Source organism: Paenibacillus sp. UNC451MF (assembly GCF_000686845.1).
GTDB lineage: Bacteria > Bacillota > Bacilli > Paenibacillales > NBRC-103111 > Paenibacillus_S.
On sequence record NZ_JMLS01000014.1, the window covers coordinates 62,060 to 77,872 of the forward strand.

The following is a 15,813-nucleotide window of genomic DNA, read 5'->3' on the forward strand; positions in this document are numbered from 1 at the left end:
GAACTTTCTCTTAAGAATCGCAAGCGGTTACAATTTCGAATAAATCTAAATCCGCCGAAAGCAAAACCGACGGATTGATAATAGCAAATTTACGCCCGAGTGAGTCCCGCTTCCGCATGGACCGGGGCCGGTTGTGCCTCCCTGCGCACTCCTGTAGCCAATGCACCAAGAACACCGCATACCAGCATGATGAGTGCTAAGCTTCCCGCTTCGGCCGCCGCTCCAGTACCGTTAAACAAGATGTTCATGATACCTCTTACCGCATAGGTGGCAGGCAGGTAATCACTTAACTTGATATAAAAGTCGGACAATAGCTCCCGCGGCACCATGGCTCCGGAAGAAACTAGTTGAACGGATAGCATGGTAATATTGAACAGCATTCCTGCCATGCCGAACACAATCAGGAAAAGCTGGGAGAACAGCATAAAGGTGAGCAGGAACAAAGCTTGAAACAGCCACATCGATAAGAACCCACCGGCCGAAGTGCCTCCAAGCGAAAGCACCAGCGAGGTCCCAACTAAAGCTATGAAGAGGGCTGAGACCACGTTAATGGTCATTCGCGCGGAAAATTTGCTCCACTTACCGATCTTATGCCCTAGCATCATGGTTGCCTGCTGTATATTCATCCCCATAATCATAGCACCTACAAAGGAGGCTAAGACTAGCATCATCGGGATCATCTGATTAGCCATTCCACTGACTGGATTGGTATATTCAAATTGTCCCGTCACCTTCTCAGCCAGCCCTTGCGCCATACCCTGCGCCTGCTGGGAAGGAACATTCGCTTGTGTCAGAACAGCCTGTGCTCCGGCAGCTACGGCCTCCTTATTCACAGTAGAGGTCACTCCGTTTGCCACGCTCTGCATCATGCTCTTAATTAGAGCCGGATTAGACTCATTAATCGTATATTCGACTTGCCCTTTCTGTCCCGGTGTTTGCAGCTGCTTGGAGAAATCCGCAGGAATATGCAGCACCATTTGTACATCCCGGTGTTCAAGCTGCTGTTTGGCAGCCTCATAAGAGCTTTCATTCAAGAGCTGAAAAGGTAAATTGGCTTTTAATTGCTCGGCCACCTTCGCACCCATTCCGTTATCCTCGTTCACAATCGCAATTTTAAGGTGCTTCGTGTTATCCGTTACTCCGGCGTATCCTGTCATCCATATAATACTAAAAATAACCTGAAACATCATGGCCGTAACGATACCGACGATGGTAGCAGGCTTTTTCATATAGGCTTGTAAAGCTTCGAGCATAGCATTCTCTCCTCTATGTATGGGTATTAAACAATTGTTTAAATTAAACGATTGTTTATAACATACTCGACAAGAACTCTTCCTGTCAATCCTTTACCAAATATCTCCTCTACATTTACTTTTTGGCCACCCGCGAGAGGCTCCTTACCCCCACCCGTTAGAGTAAGGAGCCTTCCCATCATGGCAGTTGGGCATGTGCTAATAAAGCACCTCGCCTCTACTGTGTCATCTGAAGACGCCGCGCAGGATGATTACCAGCAGAATGTACAGAACCAAAATTGTACCTACTCCTGTCCCACACCCTTTATGGCAATGACCATGATGGTGATGATGATGCTTCTTCGGCTCGTAGATGTTGATTTCTTCATAACTGGCATGAACATTGATCGGCGCAGAGTAGCTTGGTGCAGTGTAGCTAGGAGAGACATAGCTAGGCGAAGGATAAGGCATAGGCATAGGCATAGGTGCATTCATAGGCATAGGTCCTGGCATTTGCGTCGCTGGGGAAACCATTGGCATTGGTTTAAATTTATCCATTAGGGACACCTCCGTAAGTTTTAAGGGCGTGTTACTATTGAACACACCAACAGTCTATGGAGAATCACCTAGGGAGAACACGGTATTCACCTATATATGAAAAATTAGACAGGTGCCTGTATGACAACCCGTACAAATGCTGTTTCGGCCAAGCAACTTTTGGGAATGTCATGCGTCAAATGATTATATAAATTTTTCCACTATTGGGAGCGAAATCATAAACTTTACCCATCCTTCCTCAGGAAAGGAGTACTTCTATGACAAAACCGCTTCACGAAACCCAACCGAAATCCGTACGAGTCGGGCTCAAAGCCGACTATATAAACCCGCAGCTGCAAGAGCTTCAGCAAATCCACAGCGGCGGGCCCATTAGAAATGCCGAATTAAGCTCGTTGCCACTACCTATTCGATACTTCGGCTACTTCTTCTTTACCTCGGCCACCTTGATGCTGCTCGTCGATTTACTGATCCAGTTTTTAAAATAGAGTTAAGCTGCCGTGACTGTTGCAGCATATGCAGATTGATATAAACAATAATAGCCTTAGCCCGATTAGTTTCGGACTAAGGCTATTTTATTGCCGCAAGTGGCTTATCCTTTTACAGAACCGACCAGAGCACCTTTAGCGAAATACTTTTGCAAGAATGGATAGACAAGCAGGATCGGAACGGTAGATACCATAATAACGGCCATTTTGATCGTTTGCTCCGGCGGCTTGACGAAATCGTCACCAAATCCGGATGTATCTGCACTGAAGGCACTGGCCACGATGACGATTTGGCGCAGCAGCACTTGAATCGGCCATTTGGTGCCGTCATTCAAATATAGAATCGCGTTGAAATAGGTGTTCCAATAGTTTACAGCATAGAACAAGGAAATCGTTGCAATTGCCGGCATGGACAATGGAATAACAATTCTGAACAAAATACCGAAGTCGTTGCAGCCGTCAATCTTGGCGGACTCTTCTATCCCATCCGGAAGATTCATAAAGAAGCTTCGCATAATGATCAAGTTAAAGGCATTGACTGCAGTGGGAAGAATCAGCGACCAGTAGGAATCAACCAGGCCTAGCTCCTTCACCACGAGGAACGTTGGAATCAAACCACCGTTGAACAGCATGGTGAATACCACCAGGAACATTAACACTCTGCGGCCATCCAAATCTCTGCGTGTCAATCCGTACGCCATGAGGCAAGTAAGAACCATACTGACCAACGTACCGACTAGAGTAACCCCGATAGAAACACCTAGTGCTTTATAGATGGCGTTAGTAGACAAAATATATTGATAGGCTTTCACTGTAAATTCCGTAGGAATCAAAACGAACGGTTTTCTAGCCATCTCCTCTTCCGTCGTGAAGGACGCCATAACAACGTGCAAAAACGGGAGGAAGGTGATCAGCGCAATAATGGTCAGCAGAACGATATTACCGATATCAAACATTCTGCCGCCAAACGTTTTATCTTGTACCATGAAGATGCTCTCCTTTTCTTCGTGCTGAATTAATAGATGCCTTCCTCGCCGATTTTTTTAGCCAATTTATTAGACAAAACAACCAGGATCAAGCCTACAAACGATTTGAAAAAGCCAACTGCCGTACTGAAGCTGAATTGTCCCTGTTTAAGACCTACGGTGTACACATACGTGTCTAATATTTCCGCTACAGGACGGTTCATGGAATTGAGCAGTAAGTATACATGTTCGAAACTGAGATCGAGAACGTTGCCTATTCTAAGAATTAACAGAACAATAATTACACTCCGAATCGATGGAAGCGTAATATGCCAAATTTGCTTGAATCGGCCAGCCCCGTCCATTCTTGCTGCCTCATAAAGCTGCGGATCAATGGAAGCAATAGCAGCCAGATAGACAATCGTTCCCCAGCCCGCTTCTCTCCAGATAACCTGGGCAATGTACATTGGGTGGAACCATGCGGAATCCAACAGGAAGTTGATCTTAGGAAGCCCGAAGAAAACAAGCAATTCATTAATAATCCCGCCGTCCATCGTTAACATAACGTAGGTAATGGAGACGATAATAACCCAGGATAAAAAGTGCGGAATGTACACAATCGTTTGGACAAACCGTTTGAAAAACTGGCTAGCCACTTCGTTCAACATAACTGCCAAAATGATAGGTACAGGGAAATAAAAGACAATGTTATATAAAAACAGGACTAATGTATTTTTGAAAATATTCCAAAACTCACCGTCGGTAAACAGCTTCTCAAAATGCTTTAACCCCACCCATTCGCTTCCCAGAATCCCTTTGTATGGCATGTAATCCTGGAAAGAAATGATTAATCCGTACATGGGCAAATATTTGAAAATAACGAAAAAGATCAAGCCTGGAATAATCATGAAATACATATAACGGTTCCGGACAATCCTCTTCATTAGATCGCTATTAGATTTGGGAGCCTCCATCACTTTAGGCCGAGCGACAGTATTGCTCATAGTGAATAACTTCCTTTCTTTCCGTAAGATCAGCGGAACCCTGGGTTGCTGTAATGAGGGAGAGAGGCTCCTGAATACTCAGGAAGCCCAACTCCGGTTAAACTACCATTTATTTACCGCCGCTTGCTTTGTAGGATGCATTGTATTCTTCAATGATCTTGGCACCGCCGTCATCCTGCCATTTTTTGATAGCAGCTTGGAAACCGGCTTCGTCAATGTTGCCGAGCATGAATTTGTAGGTAGCGTCTTTGATCGTGTCTTGTAATCTTGCGCCTTTTTCGTTATACGTTTTGGAATCCAAAGGTACAGTTGGATCCTGCAGAGCAAATTTAACAGCATCATTGGATAGGTTTACAGCTTTCTCTTGTGCTTTCAGCGTGTACAGAGAAGGAAGAATGTTAGTTGTATCAGCCAAGGCAACGGTCAGGTAAGGCTTTTGCTCTTTTTCTTTCAGCTTCTCGTCTTCACCCGGCTGTACTTTGCCATCTTTCAGCGTATAGTGGCTGCCTTCAACACCATATTTCAACAGGTTCGCCACATCAGGATTATAGAACTTGTCGAAGAACGCCAGGATTTGCTTCAGTTCCTTCTCCGTTTTTACAGCGGATTTAGGGAATACAACCAAGGTTCCATAGCCTGGAATACCCCAAGTAGTAGGTTTGGCATTGCTAGGGCTTGTAATTTGGTTCAATACATCGTATTGAGCGTCCTTATTGTTTTTGGAAGTTTTGTCTTGGATCGTCAATACGTCCTGCATGGAACCGACGTACATTCCTGCTTTGCTGGTGTACATCATATTTTGTTGGTCTGTTTTACTTGTAACAGGGAAGTCTTGGTTGATTAAGCCTTCATCACGCAGCTTCTTGATGAACTTCATAGTGTCCATGTAGCCTTTAGTAGTGAAGTCAGGAACCAATTTACCGTCTACAACGCCCCAACCGTTCGGTGTTCCGAAATAAGAGGACAAAGTTTTGAACGAGCCGTAGATGAGATCGTTACGGTCTGCAATGCCCAATGTTTTGCCGCCGCCTGCCAAGTCAGCTTCTTTGAATTTTTTCAGCATATTATAGATGTCATCCGTTGTTTTCGGTTCTGCCAGACCGAGCTTATCCGCCCAGTCTTTACGGTAAATGATACCTTGGCGAGCAATCGGTCTTTCTTGATATAAGGAGTAGATTTTGCCCTCAACCGCCGTATTTTTCAAAACGTCCGGATTCAGCTTGCTAAGATTCGGATAGTCTTTCAAATAAGGACCGATTTCCCAGAACTGGCCGTTCTTGATCGCATCGCGAAGCAGAACAAAGGAAGATTGGTTTTTCAGGTAAGCTGCTTGCGGCAGGGAACCGGTTGCAAAAGCGGCCTGGAATTTCTCATCATATGAACCATCAGGAACCCATTGGAATTCGATTTGGCTGTTTGTTTTTTCTTCCAATATTTTCTCTAGTCTGTCGGAAGGCACCTCAGGTGTAGACAAGTTCGCCATGATCGTAATTTTAAGTGGTCCGTCATTTTTCGCGGCACCAGTGTCAGCTGCTTGCTTCGTGTCTGTTTTGGTATCACCGCATCCTGCCAAGATGGTAGTTAGTGCAAGTACAGTGGCGCAGACCATGCTGGTTCTTTTCGCATACTTCGGATTCATCTTCAAAATGTTTCGACCTCCGTTTGTTTTTGTATGTTTTCGTTGCTGAGCTAATCATATACCGATAACCTTCATTACAACTACAATCATTGAATCACACACAGCGCGAAAACCCAGTCATATCAAGGCTTTGGGGCATCGTATTCTAACAGGTTAAAATCTGCACATCCCATAATATTGCTGTAAATGGAGCATATCAGATGTAATTCAAGGCCACGATTTCAAGCCCAACCAACGGAATAGACAACAAAAAACCGTCATCCCGGATGACGGCTTCTATGATCTATGGGTTATTCTTTTTCTGATAGGCTTCGTTATATTCGTTCATGATATCCGCTCCGCCGCGGCTCTCCCATGTTCGAATCTCGCTCTGAAACGCTGGCAAATCGATTTTACCAAGAATATAATTGAACGTTGCATCATTCACTATATCCGTTAAATTTGCCCCCATGAGATCATAGGTCTGTGACGATAATCCTTCCGTGAGATCATGAATCAAAATCTGATCATTGTCTTTCGATAACTGGTTGGCTTTGATGACCATTGGATCCTCATCTTCCTTTAGCGTCATCATATTGGGATTATTCATCCCCCCAACGATGAGGGAAGTTAAAGGAAGCACATCCGTGTCACGGAGTTGATTCATCGCCGCTGTTACGAGAACCTTGCCTTGGTTAAGCTCATAATGCTTGCCCTCAATTCCGTACTGCAGCAAGTTACTAACCTCTGGTCCCATGCTGCGATCGAAAAATGATAGAATATTTCGCAGCTCTTCCTCATTTTTAATCGCTTTCTTCGAGAACAGGAACACTCCGCTGAACCCGGGATTAGACCATACTCCTACCCCTTTGGGTCCTTGTATCCGGTTGATTAAAGTCAAATCCGCTTTAGGATCAAATTTCCTCAGCTCATTTAGAAGTCTAGGCGCATCAGCCATGCTGCCTATATAACCTCCCGCTTTCCCATTGATCAGCATATATCTCTGAATCTGTTTGCTAGTAACGGCAAAATCTTTATTCATAATATTTTCATTTACGAGTCTTCTCATGAAATCCATAGTGTCCAAATAGGAGCGGGTCTTAAATTCAGGAACTAGCGCTCCATCTTGAATTCCCCAGTTGTTTGGCGTTCCGAAGTAGGAACTTAATGTTTTGAAGGCTCCGTAAGTAAGATCACCACGATCTGCAATTCCTAGCGTATCTTGTATACCGTTCCCATCTGGATCATTATAGGTAAACTGCTTCAAAACCTGGTACAGCTCTTCGGTTGTCGTCGGTTCCTTCAAATGCAGCTTGTCCAGCCAGTCCTTCCGCAAAATGACACCTTGACGTGAGGCAGGTCTTTCCGTATATAGAGCGTAAGTTTTACCTTGAACACTCGATTCGTTCAGTATGCTTTTATTCAATGTCTTCAAATTCGGATAAAAGTTCAAATAAGGACCGATTTCCCAGAACATTCCGGAACGAATGGCATTTTTGACGTAAACATAATCCGATTGGTTGACATAGGTAACCTGCTTCAAAGAATTTGTTTGCAGTGCATTGATCATTTTTTCCTTATAGTTATCGTTAGGTATCCAATCCATCTCGAGCTTGGCCTGCGCAGCTTGCTCTACCGTACGAAGCATCTCCTGAGGAGGAGCCTGATTCTGGTGCAATGGAACCATAATGCCGATAGGTCTGGAGCTTACGCCCTGGTTATTTTGCTGTTGGTTCTGCTGCTCACAGCCAATGGTTAGGAATGCAGCCATGAACAGGATGAAAGCGATTACCAATATCCTTTTTCTAGCGAGCCTATGAAGACGTTCTATCATGCGATCCTCCCAGGATTTCATCTTGGTTTCATTATACACGAATGCCCTTTTGTATGAAATCATTGCTCCAATTGAGTTCCATTGGTAATATAGAATCGATGTCGAAACCAGGAGGATACAGGGTGCAAAGATTCAGTTATCTCACCAAACTCATATTATTTGGATGCATCTTATGTACACTTCCCGTCATATTTATCGGCTTTGTATCTAATCTGCAATCTTCCAACGAAATTCAAAAGCAGGTCAATCGTGGACAAATCCAGCTGTTGACCCAGATGAACTCCAATGTCGAGCAGGTATTAAGAACCATTAATCATGCTTTCGATCAGTTGGTCAATTCTCCTGTCATGGCCAAAGTATTGAACGAGCCTTTCACAACGGATGATTTCATGCTGTACAAAGATCTGCGCAAGGAAATTAGCAATACACAATCGTTCTATACGAAGGTCGAAGACGTGGTGATCATCAATATTAAGCAAAACTGGATGATTAAAAATTCTGGTTTCTATACGTTCACCGATTATTTGCATCATTTTCAGCTCGCCAATCAAATGCTTCTTCCCAATTCGTTTTCTTGGGTATTAAACCCAAGTATTTGGTTTTATAGCGAGGAAAAAGCAAACGCTGCCACATGCCCATATACAATCAGTCTCGTTAAGAAGCTCCCTGATCAAAATTTAGACAAGTTCGGGCTGGCGTTTACGAATCTGACCACCTGCAGCTTGGCCGAAATGCTCAACTACACGCCTAGAGAATCGGAAACCGTCATGATTCTCGATGATCAGGAACGCATCCTGTTTCATTCCGATCCTTCTATGATTGGCAAATATGCCATTAACACTGAATTTATTAAAGATCCATCTATCTTCTCGCAACCTAGCGGACAATTTCAAACGGAAGTTGATCATAAAAAATATACGGCAACCTACTTGCGCTCGAATTATAACAACTGGATTTATTTGTCCATCATATCCATTGATAGTCTGACCCGGGATTCCAAACAAATCGGCCGGTACACCTTGGTCGTTTGTCTAGTCATCGTAGCCGTCTTCCTTATTATCGCATGGCTCGGCTCAAGACAAATGTACAATCCTATTGAGCGGCTCATGAGAGAGGTCGGCGGAAAAGTTCCTAACGGCGGGAAGCGCAACAATGAGTTCGATATTATAAGCCATCAGGTTCAAGATCTGTTCCGTTCCAAGACACAGCTCGAAAAGGAAGCCCACCAGCATCTGCAGCAGGCGCTAACTTATTTTCTAATCAAAATGTTTCAAGGTAAAGTTCGTCGAAATGAATTAATGGATAAAATGGAGCTGTTCGGATTTAGTGGAAGACTGAGCGAATGGCAGGCATTTACGGTTATTACACTCCAGATTGATACGCTGGAAAATACGCGATACGGTAAAGAAGACCTGGAGCTTCTCTTGTTCGCCATCAATAATATTAGCGAGGAAATCATTCCTGTGGACGTCCGTCTTCCCCCTGTATTTATCGAGCAAACGCAGGTTACGATGATCGGAAGCAAGAATCCATCCTTGGCTGAATTCAACAGCTTTATGTTCTCATTGACCGAGTCGATTCAACAAGCGGTGCAGCGTGTGCTTGGCCTGGAAATCAGTATCGGGATCAGCTTGCCGTTCGATGATCCTAAAAAAGCATCCGTAGCTTACCGCGAAGGCTTGGAAGCGTTGAAGCAGCGCCTCCATCTGGGTGGCCAAGTCATCATTTCTTATGCTAACGTTAATGAAGGCAAGCATCAGCTTTATCTGGATTACCCATTCTTAACAGAAAGCGATCTTCTCGATGCGATATTGCTTGCAGATGAAGACAATGCCAAGCTGTATTTGAACCAGTTTATGAATACCATTTTCAAGCATGAGATGACGCCTCAAGAGTATCAAATTTCGATGGTTCGCCTGTTTACAAGTCTCATGGTCGCTATGCAGGAGTCCGGCGTTACTTTGAATCAGTTAAAGCAGGGAGACGGTTCCTTGTACGAGGAACTGAATAGGCTGCAAATGACAAGCGAAATCCAAGAATGGTTCTGGAATCGTGTCATTTCGCCTTTGATGGCCATTTACCGTGACCGCCAAAACTCTCAATACCACAGTATCTCAGAGAAAATCATCGATATGATTCATAAGTATTACGATACCGATCTTACGATTGAGGAATGTGCATCACAGCTTCACTATAACGCTAACTATTTGAGCGGTATTTTCCGCAAAGAAACCCATACCACATTCAGCGATTACTTGTCAGCCTACCGGTTCACGATGGCTAAGAAGTGGTTAACGGAAACAGATATGACGATTAAAGAAATTTCCGAAAAGCTGCAGTATTTGAACTCTCAAAACTTTATCCGCTCGTTTAGAAAATTGGAAGGTGTCACGCCGGGGCAATATCGGGAGTCCTTCCGCAAACGCGGCCATTAATCTAGTCCGGGAGAAATCCTGGGCTTTGTTTTTTTAGGCTTTCTCTGTATGAGGGATTGGCGCCGGCCAACACGTCATAATAATTCCGTATCGTATGATTGCTCATAATCGTTGAGCGGCTGAACCGGATTCGGTAAATCCCTTTGACATGGCTATACTCTGCGCCCTTCAAGGAGGGAGGCAGGACAGGGACTAGATCAGAAGCATTGACGACGCGCACGGAGCGGCGAATTTTGCCCGAGAAAGCAGTCCTGAACTTCGCATTACCAACTTTAGGGGAACCGAAGGTAACCAGCAGTGGATTGCTGAATGGGCTGTTCATGGCAACATCCATCGCGCAAAGAGTAGCGACTGCACCGCCCAGACTATGGCCGGTTATCCATACTTCTTTGCCTGGGGATTGCTTACGCAGCATATTCATGACCTGAGCTCTTATGGAACGGGCGTACATCCGGGCGAACCCGCGATGGACACGCCCTCCCTCAGATGCATAAGGAAACGACACTTGAACCGTATCGGTATCGGACAGTAATTCAGCGACAGTCTCCGTGCCGCGAAAAACAATCACAATGGTTGTTTTCGATTGCAGGATCATCCCGAAATACGGATTCTGCTTGCTCCCCAGCACCTTGGTCAGCCGAAAGCCTCTGGGCGTCACGCAACGCCCGTTATGTTTGAACTGCTCCACCGCTTGAAATACGGCCGCTGCCAAAAAGATATCCCTGTCTACAATCAATTTGCCGCCCATACCCACTCCTCCTTGAGATAAGACTGCTTGTATAAGCATTCTATTCAAGGAAATACAAAAGCTCCTCGGCTATCGCCAATAATGGCCATAACAGAGGAGCTTTGCTCGATAAATCGGTTAAACGTAAGGGTTATTTTCCTTCTCATAGCCAATGGTCGTCTTAACGCCATGACCAGGGTACACGACGGTCTCATCCGGCAGCTCGAACAGCTTCAGATGAATGGAGTCCATCAGCTCTTCCGAACGGCCACCGAATAGATCGGTCCTGCCGACAGACAGTCTAAACAGCACGTCACCACCAAACAAATGAGGACCTATCAGGAAGCTGACGCTACCCGGCGAATGACCGGGGGTATGCATGACTCTGATTTCAAGCCCCAGCAGCTTCAGCACTTGTCCTTGATCCAACGCATATTCTGCTGGCTCTGTAACGATGGGGCCTCCAAGCTCCGGCCATCTCGAAGATCCGTTGCTTTTGGGATTGGTCAGCCAATCCGCTTCGGCATCATGCAGGTAGACCGGGCAGCCTTTAAGCTTACGGATCTCATCTACTCCGCCGATATGGTCGAAATGAGCGTGTGTCAGCAATATAGCTTCGATCTGCAATCCTTCAATCCGCTTGATCAGCGGTTTAGGGTTCATGCCGGGGTCAATAATGATCCCCTTGCCTTCCTCGGGCTTCGAAAGCAAATACGCATTGGTGCCGAGCGGTCCCAAGGAGAATGATTCTATTTTCAATCCTTCTAAATTCATCTGTCACTCCACCTTAAAATGTCGAAAGAAGGTCGCGCAATTCTTTCACAATAACGGCATGATAGCCTGTGCCTTCTCCATACTGGCGGCCCATTTCCTGGCGCGCTACTTTAATTTTCTCATCATAATCCGGTGCGGTACGATCCGGGTTTTCTTTTTTGAACTGATTCATGACGGCCTGAACGTTGCTAGGACGAGGTCCCCAATGTCCAAGGACATGTCCGCTGAAATCGGTGAAAATAACGATCGGAATCGCTTCTCCACCTCCGGTTAGAAACTGGGCCATGACATCCGGATTCTCTTCCTTGATAAGTACTTCTACCGGAATACCGGAATTTTCAAGCGCACGGAATACGACAGGCACATTACGCACCACATCACCGCACCAATCCGCCATCAGGATCAGACAACGAAGGTCGTCGCGGTTATTTAACGAGTCGAAGAACTCCTTGTCGTCCTCGTTTTGCCAAGCAAAGCTGTCATACCATTCCACAAATTTCTCCTGGTTCTTCGTCATACCGTCGATGAACTGCTGCGGCTTCAAGCCGGTACGGAGCTTATTGGACAAATTTTTACTCATAATATAAAGCCCTCCTTATGGGTTGGTATAATATTCATTCTATATAAAAAAGGAATACTAGGCAATAAAGCCCCGCTTCCGAATTGAAGCGAGGCTATACTTATTTGCTGCTATGACTGTTTTCTTTAATAAGTTGCTCAATGACTGTCACTTCTGAGGCCGTGAGCAGAGGTTTTTTCGACTTATGGGTCTTGATCAAATCGGCCAGTCGGTCCAGCTTCACTGTCGCAAAAGCCGGGCTATTGCCGACAATATGACTGTCCGGATGCGTAAAGCAGAGGACGCCGACCAATTCCGGATTCAGCTTGGCCGAACGGAACAGCTCCTTCAGCACATGCTCATGACGGTACAGCTGAGCCGTAGGATCTGCCGAATGTCCTTCTTTACTGCGCTCCACACCCTCCGAAGTAAACACGATCTCACCCGACCAGTGCTTGGAGTCGATGTGGAAGACCCCATTCGGACCAATGACAATATGATCGAGCTCCTGCGAGCCTCCCCCAGCCTTTACGTGGAGGCTGTTAAGCACTCGGTACTCGCTGCCGATATACTTGAGCTGATGAGCGGTGTTCTTTTCCCCTTCGTCACCGTGTTTGGTGTCGCTTTTTTTGCGTCTTACCAGCTTGAACAGCACATACAGAACCGTCAAGGTAACGGAAGCAATAATAAATGGTGTCGTATATTTAGATGCATACTCATCGATATTTTCCCAATTCGAGCCGAGGGTGTTGCCCAAGTAGACGAACAATACCGCCCATGGGATCGTCCCCAGCAAGGTATAGAACAAAAATGTCGGCATTGGCATACGAGCCATGCCAGCAGGAATGGAGATCGCTTGTCTTACGACCGGAATAAATCTGGCAGTAAACACCATTCCCGCGCCGTATCTATTAAACCATCCTTCCGCTATGTTAATGTAACGCATCTTAAGATGAATGTATTTGCCGTATTTCTCTATGAACGGCCTTCCCCCGTATCTACCAATCCAATACAAAAAGACTTGCTGAATCAGACAGCCTAACGTACCAAAAATGACTGCACCTAGAAAAGAAACGTTTCCTGTCGATACAAGGTACCCCCCGTAAGAGAGTACGATTTCACTAGGAATGACTTCAAGCATCAAACCAATCAGTATTCCCCATACGCCCAAATCCTGAATAAACATCAACGCGCTGTGAATCAGATCCTTTAACATTCTTCTCCAGCCTCTTCCTCTCATTCCGGGCAAGCCCGACTTGTCACAATCTATCCTATTCTATCATAAATCTGTTCATTCCAACCAGCTAGCATGAAGAGACAAGCTGGAGCATACAATGAGTACAAACTCTGAGGAGAGCAAGAAAAGATCAGAAGAAGGCGGGATAGTCATGACCAAAGTATTCGTAGTCAGCAAAAGACAGCTTCGACATTGGCTTCTTATCGGCTTAATGGCGCTGGGTACATTAGGAGCCGCATGGTACTGGGGATACAGCGAGGCAAAAACGACAAGCAGTACGATGGCACCTTCAGGGGAAGCGCGAACGATTCATCTCGTCACGGGCGAATTCAAATCGACGGATGCAAACGGCAAGACAATCGAGGCCTACCGTTGGGACCCCGGGACCATCCATGTCAAGCAAGGCGAGCAGATTAACCTGAGCATCTTTGGTGTTAACGGGACGAATCATCCTTTCATCATTGACGGTCTTAACGTGAAGGGCGAGGTGAAAAAAGGAAAGGAAACCGTCGTCTCCTTCCGCGCCGACAAGCCGGGTACTTATCGCATCGTTTGCTTATCTCATCCGGATATTGCACACAATGGCCCTATGGTCGGATATATTATCGTCGACGCCTAGTCGAAGAACAGCGAACACAAAACCCTAACGCATGAACTATGCATTAGGGCTTTTTCATAAGTGAGAATCATACCTCCGACAGGGGCATCAGACTCTTCTCCCGCATACGATACGGTAGGAAGGAGAGGATGAATGCCCATGAATCCAGCAAATAAAGTAAAGCATGACCAATCGTATCCCACCGCACGTAAAATACGCCGGGCCTGCTCCAGGGAAATGTACCGCGCCCGTAAAAAAATCGACAAATGGATCTCACCCGAATTGGTCGATAAAGGTGATGAGATCTATTACAAAAAGGTGTTGTTGAATCTGCCCTGGATCGTAGAAAACAGCAGCAACCGCAAAGTGCTCTCTGATTGGTGGGACGAAAACGTATGCACAGAGATTGCAGAGCTGTGGGATGTGGAGCCTGCAACGCTGGCGAGAGCTTTCAGAGAATCGTTCGGAGGGTAATGCTTTCTCTTCGGCACAGGCATCAGTGACTTACCAAATCAGAAATCGCATCCGACTCGTATATCTTAATGCCGGGGCGGTTCAAGCGAGCCGCCCGGATCATGCCCTCAGCAACGGTAGCCGCTGCGATCGGCTTGTATTTACGAAACGGCCCCGTAAACACGAACGAAAGCCGGCGGGCTGCCGCCTCGCCCAATCTTTCGCCGCGACGCACCTCTTCACGCTCTCCCGTCAGCAATGACGGTTGAAAGATAGACAAGCCGGGAATAGCCAATTGACGCAGCAGCGCCTCCGTTTCCCCTTTGACCCGGCTGTAAAAAAACATCGACTTCGTATCAGAACCCATTGCCGTCACGATCAGAAATTGATCGGCCCCGCTGCTTGCGGCTTGCCTAGCCAGTTCCACAGGGTATTCGCAATCCACCTTGCGAAACTGCTCCTGGCTCCCCGCTTTCTTGATGGTTGTACCCAATGTGCAGAACACATCTGCCCCTTGCAACGTAGAGGCGTCCAGAGCCAGCCTGTCAAAATCGACTATCCATTCAGTCAGCTTATCGTTCTGCCGTCCCGTTGTTCTCCTGACCAAGATGTACACTTCACTGTAATACGGATCGGCCAGCAGCTTATCGAGCAGTGCTGCACCTACCAATCCCGTCGCTCCTGCGACGATAGCTTTTTTGGTCATAGAGCTCTCCCCTCCCGATTAAAACTTACAAAAAAAGCCGCCGGGATACATCCCAACAGCCTTTTGTACGATGCGGCAATATCTACTTGGCTGCAGGCTGGAAAAATTCCAAACGTTCGCCATCCGGTCCAAAGAAGAAGGCAATCAGATCGCCATCGAGAATCATGCGCGGTGTTTCATCCATCAGCTTGACGCCCAAACCTTTCAAACGGTCGATCTCGGATTGAATGTCGCTAACCGTGAAAGCAATATGATGCACGACACCGTTATCCGGCAGTCCTTCGCGTCCGCGTCCTACAAGCTCGATCTCGATTTGCTCAGAGCCCGGGAAGGACAAGAAGCCGAGCTCGGCACCGTCTGCCAGCGCCACCCGCTTCACCAATCTCAACCCCAGCACCTCCGTATAAAAACGGATAGAAGCATCCATATCCTTAACCATAACACCAATATGCTCCAGCTTGTGAATCATCCTGAACACACCTCTCCCCATACGATCATTTCTTGTACTCGAATGAAGAATATCATGGACAAGACCATTGCGCAATCTGTTTGAGCCATATTGTCAGTTCCTCGAGTAAGATGGCTTTCTGACTGACTTCATCAGCTTCTACTACTAATCATCTTCTTA

At 46.2% G+C, this 15,813-nt stretch carries 16 protein-coding genes; 4 read left to right on the forward strand and 12 right to left on the reverse strand.

Annotated features, from left to right (window positions below; genetic code table 11):
* Positions 1-89: 89 nt before the first annotated feature.
* Both BP97_RS0116500 and BP97_RS0116510 read right to left on the reverse strand, forming a co-directional pair.
* Positions 90-1,253 (reverse strand): YhgE/Pip domain-containing protein, encoded by a 1,164-nt coding sequence (locus BP97_RS0116500; protein ID WP_028550079.1) that lies wholly within the window; start codon positions 1,251-1,253, stop codon positions 90-92.
* A 225-nt stretch (positions 1,254-1,478) separates the two neighbouring features.
* The gene (locus BP97_RS0116510; protein ID WP_028550080.1) at positions 1,479-1,790 is read right to left on the reverse strand and encodes a hypothetical protein; all 312 of its coding nucleotides are present in this window, start codon (positions 1,788-1,790) and stop codon (positions 1,479-1,481) included.
* A 257-nt stretch (positions 1,791-2,047) separates the two neighbouring features.
* Here BP97_RS0116510 and BP97_RS0116515 point away from each other — a divergent pair, with 257 nt between their 5' ends.
* Complete coding sequence (locus BP97_RS0116515; RefSeq protein ID WP_028550081.1) at positions 2,048-2,275, forward strand: hypothetical protein; 228 nt, start codon at positions 2,048-2,050, stop codon at positions 2,273-2,275.
* A 104-nt stretch (positions 2,276-2,379) separates the two neighbouring features.
* Here BP97_RS0116515 and BP97_RS0116520 read toward each other — a convergent pair whose 3' ends face one another.
* From BP97_RS0116520 to BP97_RS0116535, 4 genes are all read right to left on the reverse strand, one after another.
* The gene (locus BP97_RS0116520) at positions 2,380-3,261 is read right to left on the reverse strand and encodes a carbohydrate ABC transporter permease (RefSeq protein ID WP_028550082.1); all 882 of its coding nucleotides are present in this window, start codon (positions 3,259-3,261) and stop codon (positions 2,380-2,382) included.
* 29 nt (positions 3,262-3,290) lie between these two features.
* Positions 3,291-4,244, reverse strand: coding sequence for an ABC transporter permease (locus BP97_RS0116525; RefSeq protein ID WP_028550083.1), 954 nt, complete (start codon positions 4,242-4,244; stop codon positions 3,291-3,293).
* A gap of 109 nt (positions 4,245-4,353) precedes the next feature.
* Positions 4,354-5,883: an extracellular solute-binding protein gene (locus BP97_RS0116530; RefSeq protein ID WP_028550084.1), complete on the reverse strand. Its 1,530-nt coding sequence runs from the start codon at positions 5,881-5,883 to the stop codon at positions 4,354-4,356.
* Between the two features lie 283 nt (positions 5,884-6,166).
* Positions 6,167-7,696 carry an extracellular solute-binding protein gene (locus tag BP97_RS0116535; protein WP_028550085.1) on the reverse strand — a complete coding sequence of 510 codons (1,530 nt, stop codon included), beginning with the start codon at positions 7,694-7,696 and terminating at the stop codon, positions 6,167-6,169.
* 122 nt (positions 7,697-7,818) lie between these two features.
* Here BP97_RS0116535 and BP97_RS0116540 point away from each other — a divergent pair, with 122 nt between their 5' ends.
* Positions 7,819-10,131, forward strand: a complete 2,313-nt coding sequence (locus BP97_RS0116540) for an AraC family transcriptional regulator (RefSeq protein ID WP_028550086.1) — start codon at positions 7,819-7,821, stop codon at positions 10,129-10,131.
* Between the two features lies 1 nt (position 10,132).
* Here BP97_RS0116540 and BP97_RS0116545 read toward each other — a convergent pair whose 3' ends face one another.
* The 4 genes from BP97_RS0116545 to BP97_RS41570 form a co-directional block, all read right to left on the reverse strand.
* On the reverse strand, positions 10,133-10,879 hold the full coding sequence (locus BP97_RS0116545; protein ID WP_028550087.1) for a lipase family protein: 747 nt from the start codon (positions 10,877-10,879) through the stop codon (positions 10,133-10,135).
* 117 nt (positions 10,880-10,996) lie between these two features.
* The gene (locus BP97_RS0116550; protein WP_028550088.1) at positions 10,997-11,632 is read right to left on the reverse strand and encodes an MBL fold metallo-hydrolase; all 636 of its coding nucleotides are present in this window, start codon (positions 11,630-11,632) and stop codon (positions 10,997-10,999) included.
* A 13-nt stretch (positions 11,633-11,645) separates the two neighbouring features.
* Entirely contained in the window at positions 11,646-12,212 is a 567-nt protein-coding gene (locus BP97_RS0116555) for a thioredoxin family protein (RefSeq protein WP_028550089.1), read from the reverse strand.
* A gap of 100 nt (positions 12,213-12,312) precedes the next feature.
* Complete coding sequence (locus BP97_RS41570; protein WP_064745710.1) at positions 12,313-13,407, reverse strand: undecaprenyl phosphate transporter UptA; 1,095 nt, start codon at positions 13,405-13,407, stop codon at positions 12,313-12,315.
* A gap of 118 nt (positions 13,408-13,525) precedes the next feature.
* Between BP97_RS41570 and BP97_RS0116565 the strand changes: the two genes are divergently transcribed.
* Complete coding sequence (locus tag BP97_RS0116565; protein ID WP_231506320.1) at positions 13,526-14,047, forward strand: cupredoxin domain-containing protein; 522 nt, start codon at positions 13,526-13,528, stop codon at positions 14,045-14,047.
* A gap of 138 nt (positions 14,048-14,185) precedes the next feature.
* The gene (locus BP97_RS0116570) at positions 14,186-14,500 is read left to right on the forward strand and encodes a hypothetical protein (protein ID WP_028550091.1); all 315 of its coding nucleotides are present in this window, start codon (positions 14,186-14,188) and stop codon (positions 14,498-14,500) included.
* Positions 14,501-14,522: 22 nt separating this feature from the next.
* Here BP97_RS0116570 and BP97_RS0116575 read toward each other — a convergent pair whose 3' ends face one another.
* Positions 14,523-15,185 carry an SDR family oxidoreductase gene (locus BP97_RS0116575; protein ID WP_028550092.1) on the reverse strand — a complete coding sequence of 221 codons (663 nt, stop codon included), beginning with the start codon at positions 15,183-15,185 and terminating at the stop codon, positions 14,523-14,525.
* Between the two features lie 82 nt (positions 15,186-15,267).
* Positions 15,268-15,654: a VOC family protein gene (locus tag BP97_RS0116580; RefSeq protein WP_028550093.1), complete on the reverse strand. Its 387-nt coding sequence runs from the start codon at positions 15,652-15,654 to the stop codon at positions 15,268-15,270.
* Positions 15,655-15,813: the final 159 nt, after the last annotated feature.